At 41.5% G+C, this 6,749-nt stretch carries 3 protein-coding genes and 7 tRNA genes; all 10 read left to right on the top strand.

Features of this window, described 5'->3' with window-relative positions; translation table 11 throughout:
• The first annotated feature begins 45 nt into the window (after positions 1-45).
• Positions 46-122 (top strand) — tRNA-Met (locus JOC34_RS16275).
• A 160-nt stretch (positions 123-282) separates the two neighbouring features.
• A tRNA-Met gene (locus tag JOC34_RS16270) sits at positions 283-359 on the top strand.
• A 19-nt stretch (positions 360-378) separates the two neighbouring features.
• Positions 379-454 (top strand) — tRNA-His (locus JOC34_RS16265).
• Positions 455-471: 17 nt separating this feature from the next.
• A tRNA-Ile gene (locus JOC34_RS16260) sits at positions 472-545 on the top strand.
• A gap of 12 nt (positions 546-557) precedes the next feature.
• Positions 558-650: transfer RNA gene (locus tag JOC34_RS16255), tRNA-Ser, on the top strand.
• A 55-nt stretch (positions 651-705) separates the two neighbouring features.
• Positions 706-778 (top strand) — tRNA-Phe (locus tag JOC34_RS16250).
• A 131-nt stretch (positions 779-909) separates the two neighbouring features.
• A tRNA-Arg gene (locus tag JOC34_RS16245) sits at positions 910-983 on the top strand.
• A 534-nt stretch (positions 984-1,517) separates the two neighbouring features.
• Entirely contained in the window at positions 1,518-1,808 is a 291-nt protein-coding gene (locus JOC34_RS16240; RefSeq protein ID WP_205137830.1) for a hypothetical protein, read from the top strand.
• A 215-nt stretch (positions 1,809-2,023) separates the two neighbouring features.
• Positions 2,024-3,370, top strand: coding sequence for an FAD-binding oxidoreductase (locus JOC34_RS16235; RefSeq protein WP_205137829.1), 1,347 nt, complete (start codon positions 2,024-2,026; stop codon positions 3,368-3,370).
• A gap of 164 nt (positions 3,371-3,534) precedes the next feature.
• On the top strand, positions 3,535-6,723 hold the full coding sequence (locus JOC34_RS16230; protein WP_205137828.1) for a DEAD/DEAH box helicase: 3,189 nt from the start codon (positions 3,535-3,537) through the stop codon (positions 6,721-6,723).
• The last annotated feature ends 26 nt before the right edge of the window (positions 6,724-6,749 follow it).

Genomic DNA, 6,749 nt, shown 5'->3' with positions numbered 1-6,749 from the left:
TCCACCATTTAGTTCAAACATGTACCAGTTAATACTTTCTCATATCGCGGGGTGGAGCAGTCTGGCAGCTCGTTGGGCTCATAACCCAAAGGTCGCAAGTTCAAATCTTGCCCCCGCAACCAAAAAACTCAAATTTACTACGTCGAATTTGCCTAGCCGGAAATTAGTAGTACTGAGAAGCGCCAACAAAATAATTCAACTCACTACTGTTGGATCTTTTTATTTTCTATTGCTCATTGAAGAAAAACAATGTAGCCACTAGGCTCCATTTTATATTATATTGGCGGTGTAGCTCAGCTGGCGAGAGCGTACGGTTCATACCCGTAAGGTCGTGGGTTCGATCCCCTCCGCCGCTACCATTTTAATAGTAATTAAACGGCGGTCGTGGCGAAGTGGTTAACGCACCGGATTGTGGCTCCGGCACACGTGGGTTCGATCCCCACCGGTCGCCCCATTAAATTAAATGGAAAAGGACCCTTAGCTCAGTTGGTTAGAGCTATCGGCTCATAACCGATCGGTCGCAGGTTCGAGTCCTGCAGGGTCCACTTTTAAAAATTGGAGGAATACCCAAGTCTGGCTGAAGGGATCGGTCTTGAAAACCGACAGGGGTGTCAAAGCCCGCGGGGGTTCGAATCCCTCTTCCTCCTCCATACATATGAAGTGTTGTACTATAAATAGAATTCAACACATTTAATAACATTCTTTGGCTCGGTAGCTCAGTCGGTAGAGCAAAGGACTGAAAATCCTTGTGTCGGCGGTTCGATTCCGTCCCGAGCCATCATTTTTAAAGCGAAGTTGGTCAAACGCGGTGGACTGTAAATCCGCTCCCATCGGGTTCATAGGTTCGGGTCTACTCAGGCCCACTCCTAAACATCAACCCCCATACATCAGTATGTTAATATAAATATTGTGCCCTTAGCTCAGTAGGATAGAGCAACAGCCTTCTAAGCTGTGGGTCAGAGGTTCGAATCCTCTAGGGCGCACTTAAATATTTATTATGCCACAGTATCTCAGTGGTAGAACAATCAACTGTTCACCGACCGTGTTTACTTTTTCTTATAATCTATCGACAAAATCCAAGCTGGCTCAGCCCTTTTCTAAATGGGTACAATACATAGATGCCGTTTGCGCTGCAGTAATTACAAAAAATGAAAAAATATACTATAATCCCCTGTAACAATTGTTACAGGGGATTATTATATTATATTACAAGCCGAAATTCATTGGGCCCTCATAACCACTTTGTGCTATCTTTTTCAAAGGGTTTTTCTTTATCTTGTTTTAATTCAAATTTCAAAATCTGATATAGCCTAACTTGATTGGCGCATGTCTAAAGTTGAGCGCTATTCTTTGAAACTTGGGCGTAGAAGTACTGGCTATTAAAGGTCTAGCGAATGCCAAGTTTTCTAATGGATGAATCGTATGAAAATTTACTTTCTGGTATAAACACCCAATAATTTTATTAGGCAGTTGCATATTCTAATTGTGTAGCAAATTTTTGAAATGAGGGAAAAGATATGAATAATGAATGGAACATACCGGTTGCAGTACCTATTCAGCAGGACGGCGCGCAGGATAAATTGACACGAAGGCCGGTCCATGGATTTGGTGGTGGATTTCATGGTCATCACGGTTTCCATGGCGGCTTTGGCAGACCGCCATTTGGACATTATGGGGGTTATTATGGAGGAGGGCCCTTCATTGGTGGGTTAGCGGGTGGACTATTGGCAGGTTCCTTATTATATCCATATGGAGGTGGTTATGGTTACCCGTACTATGGTTATTACCCGCCCTATTATGGATACTAAAATAGTATATAAAGTCAAAGCATAATGAAGCAACAAAAGGTGTGCTATCTGGAGCATCTTTTGTTGCTTCATTTTTTGTTTCATCCATTTTGGTCTGGGATTACGGTAGCACATCCAATTACTTTGAGTTTTATAGGAAGGACACATATGCCCATCTTAACGTTTTTGCATAGTATGTTACTAAATGCTACATCACTTAAGAAAGGGGTTATATTTTGGAGAGAGCAAAGCTTACAGGGCGAGTTGTTACTCCTGATGATGCGGAATATGAACAGGCAAGAATAAATAATAATTTAAGCATCCCAAAGTACCCAAGTAAAATTGTATTTTGTCAAAATACGAAAGATGTCTTAAATGCATTGAGGTGGGTAAGGGAAAACAATATACCATTTCGGATCAGGAGTGGTCGGCATAGCTATGAAAATTATTCATTAGTCAATGGTGGCCTGGTCATTGATGTGAGTGACATGAGCAAAATTGAGATTAACTATAAAGAAATGACGGCAAGAATAGAAGCTGGAGCTAATTTAGGGAAAGTAAATAATAAATTATTGAAATATGGCATGGCTATTCCAGCAGGAACTGAAGGCAGTGTGTGTCTTGTTGGCCTTACACTCGGTGGAGGGATAGGTATGTTATCACGACCATTCGGACTTACTTGTGATAACTTAATTGAAATGGAGATGGTAAGGGCAAGTGGACATAGAGGTTCAGAACTTATTAAGGCAAACAAGGAACACAATAGTGATCTATTCTGGGCATGTTGTGGGGGTGGTGGCGGCAACTTTGGCATTGTTACGTCTCTTACTTTTAAATTACATGCCATTTCCAATGTGTCTATCTTCTCTGTTTCATGGGCATGGAGTGACTTCGAGAATGCATTTCAGGCATGGCAAGAATGGGCGCCTTATACGGATGAACATTTAACTTCACAGATCGAATTAAAGTCAAAAGAAGCAAATGAAGTTATTGCTCAAGGCGTATTTATTGGTCCATCTACCAGGTTAAAGGAGCTTATTCGGCCATTAACGACTACAGGCTCTCCAAAAGTATGGATAAAAGAAGTCCCATACATCAAAGCTGTAAGGTTCTTTGACGTACCAGCCGGAAACCTACCAGCACTTCGCAAAAGATCAGGATCTTTTATTGAAGAAACGCTTCCTGCTAAAGCAATTTCTAAGATGAAGCGATTTTTAGCAAATGCTCCAAATGAAAATGCGAGTATTTGGCATCAATCACTGGGAGGGGCAGTGGGGCGGATTGCACCAAATGACTCGGCATACTTTTACAGGAATGCTATCATAGCCCAGGAGTACATTACGACATGGGAAAGTATGAACGAAGAAAGGCAAAATATTGGTTGGATAGAAGCGTTAAGAAATACATTAACCCCGTTTACGGACGGTGACTATGTGAATTTCCCGGATCGGTTTATTAAAGATTGGCCAATAACGTATTACGGGGGTAATTTAAAGCGGCTTCGAGAAGTGAAAATGAAATATGATCCATTCAATCTATTTCATTTCCCTCAAAGTATTCCTCCGTTTAAGCGATGGTTTTAAATGGATTATAATGAAAGTACGTACTTTACCTTAAGTGGATAAGGCCTTTCTATGAAAAGCAGTAATCATACTTCTTATAGCATTGCGGTAAAAATAGGCTAGCCGTATAATAAAGTTATGATAATGATCAGTAGATTAATTTCCCTCCGGAAGGAGCAGGGCATTTGAATATAAAAGTAAACCAGACAATCATAATGGAAATGTGTGGTACAGTCTCCTTCAAAAAAGGGGAGACTTTTTACCGCGCAAATAAAGTAACATTTGAAGATTACAGTTCCAATAGCTGTGAAGCAACGGTCACAGGGAAGGAAGATTTCCACATCATGATTGATAAGGGTGAGAATGGTGACCTTCGTACGACGTGCAGTTGCCCGAAGTTGACTTCCATTAAACATGACTGCCAGCACGTTGCGGCAGTTTTACTATCTATTTATGAGCACAAACGTAGGGGGACTGTCCCCGCTATTACAAATCGGGCGCTTACAGATGGTCTGTTAACTTTATTTGATAATAATTCGAAACGATCAAGTAAGCACCAGCTTCATTTTGAGGACCGGGAAGTGCTTGAAGCGGCATTCCTATGTAAACCGATTGTTATTGGCGATGGACAAAACATGTTCGGTATAGAAATGCGTATTGGGACGAATCATGTACAAAATATCCGAAGTTTTTTGGAGCAAGTGGCTGTAGCAAATGCAAGTCAACTATCTGATTCTTTTATATATGACCCTCAAGTCCATTGTTTTGAGGAAGAGACAGATGCAGTGATACAGCAGTTGGTTCAGGTAACCCGCGATGAAAAGGTATATGTTGACACCAATTTGGATGAATTGGCTTACGAAAAGAGCAAGGACACGCTACTGATTCCGCCATCTTCCTGGGAACAGCTTGTACCATTGCTTTCTAAGGCTCCTTTCGTCAGTTTAGCGTATTACGGCAATATATACGATGGCTTTCATGTATCTAAGGAAACACCGCCATTACAATTTGATTTTTCAGAGACACAGCATGGAGATTATGCGTTGAAGGTTGATGGTCTAGATCGCATGTTGGTATTACGGCAATATCAATCTGTGCTAGCTGGGCAAAACTTAGTGCAACTGGCGAGGGAGGAAAGTGAACGGCTCTCGGAGTTAAAGCATTTGTTGGAGAACTCAGATTCTAAACAAATTCCGATTCCACATGAACAAATCAACTACTTCCTGGAAAAGGTGGTTCCTGGTCTGAAGCGGATTGGTACGGTTCAAGTGTCCGCAAATATGTACAGGGACTTTTTGAAAAGACCGCTGACAGCTAAGTTATATTTAGACCGTGTGAAAAATCGTCTACTTGCTGGGCTCGAGTTTCATTATGAGGGTATTGTGATCAATCCGTTAGAAGCGGAAGTACGAACAGGTCCAATGCTAATAAGAGATGAAGAAAAGGAGGCTGCCATTCTCCAGCTAATGGACGATAGTGCTTTCACCAGAACAGAAGGTGGCTATTTTTTGCATCATGAGGAATTAGAGTATACTTTCTTATATCATGTGATTCCGAAGCTAGAAAAGCTTGTCCAAATATATGCAACGACAGCAGTGAGAAATCGAATTGTCAAGAAGAACCCCCACCCAAGAATTCGGGTAAAATTACAAAAGGAACGGACCAATTGGTTGGAATTCAAATTTGAAATGGATGGTGTTCATGAACAGCATATCCGGGAGATTCTAGTGGCGCTTGAGGAGAAGCGAAAATATTACCGTTTAGCCAATGGGTCTCTGTTGTCACTAGAGGCAAGAGAATTTGCGGAGATTAATCGTTTTCTGCATGCAGTTCCCGATCAAGAGATAGAATTGGAAAAGGGCTTGCAAGTACCAATTGTTCGAGGCCTTCAACTGTTGGATGCGACGGAGGATGATGTGTTCACATTGGAAGCATCGTTTCGGCAATTGATGGAAAACCTGCAACATCCAGACCGTACAGCATTCGATATACCGCAACATTTAGAGTCGATATTGCGTGGCTATCAAAAGGATGGTTACCGATGGATGAAATCACTCGCAAGTTTCGGTTTTGGAGGGATACTTGCGGATGAGATGGGACTAGGTAAAACGCTACAAAGTATCGCATTTATTCAATCTGAACTTCCCAATATCCGTAAAAGGAAATTGCCTGCCCTTATCGTTTGCCCGTCATCATTGACTTATAATTGGTTGAGTGAAATTGCAAAATTTGCTCCACAAATCAAGGTAGCGATAATGGATGGCAGCAAATCCGAACGGAACATTTTACAAAAGGACGTAATGAAGAATGATGTTGTTATTACCTCTTATCCATTATTGCGCACGGATATAAATTGGCACGAAAAACAGACCTTCCATACCATCTTTTTCGATGAGGCACAGGCATTTAAAAATCCTGTCACACAAACAGCAAGGGCGGTAAAAAAAATCCAAGCAGATCATCGTTTTGCACTTACTGGCACACCGATTGAAAATTCATTGGAAGAATTATGGTCGATTTTCCATGTTGTCTTTCCAGTGTTATTTCAAGGATTAAAGGAATATAGTAATCTTACAAGGAAGCAAATTGTTCGGAGGATACAGCCATTTTTACTGCGTAGAACGAAAGCGGAAGTACTTTCTGACCTGCCTAAAAAGACGATGTCACAGGAGTATGTGGAACTACTTCCAGAACAAAAGAAATTGTATGCAGCTTATTTGGCGAAGTTAAGACATGATACATTAAAACACTTGGACAAGGATACACTTCGAAAAAACCGTATCAAAATCCTCGCTGGTCTAACAAGATTGCGCCAGATTTGTTGTCACCCCGCGCTATTTGTAGATGGGTATCAAGGGAGCGCTGCGAAATTTGAACAGCTGCTGCAGATCGTGGAGGAGTCTAGGCTTTCAGGAAGACGGGTATTGATTTTCTCACAGTTTACAAAAATGTTGCAGCTAATCGGAAAAGAGTTAATGCTGCAGGGACGATCCTATTTTTATCTTGATGGTCAAACCGCTTCAGAGGAAAGAATGGAAAGGTGCGATCGATTTAATGCAGGAGAACGTGATTTATTTCTCATTTCCTTAAAAGCTGGCGGCACAGGGCTCAACCTGACTGGTGCCGATACAGTTATTCTTTATGATATGTGGTGGAACCCCGCGGTGGAGGAACAAGCAGCTGACCGGGCGCATCGTATTGGACAAACCCATCCAGTGCAGGTTATTAAGCTTGTTGCCCGCGGTACAATCGAAGAGAAGATGAATGAACTACAGGAAACAAAGAGAAACTTGATTGAAACGGTGATTGATCCTAAAGAGAAACCACTAGCCACACTCACCGAAGCAGATATTCGGGAAATATTGATGATATAGAGGATAATTAAATCATTTAAGGTCAT

The organism is Virgibacillus halotolerans, assembly GCF_016908515.1.
Classification (GTDB): Bacteria; Bacillota; Bacilli; order Bacillales; family Amphibacillaceae; genus Virgibacillus_M; species Virgibacillus_M halotolerans.
Note: the sequence above shows the minus strand (reverse complement) of the source record. Positions and strands in the feature narration are given on the sequence as shown.

Coding starts and splice junctions, on each gene's coding strand:
- JOC34_RS16240 (WP_205137830.1), top strand. CDS start 1,518: ATGAATAATGAATGGAACATACCGGTTGCAGTACCTATTCAGCAGGAC.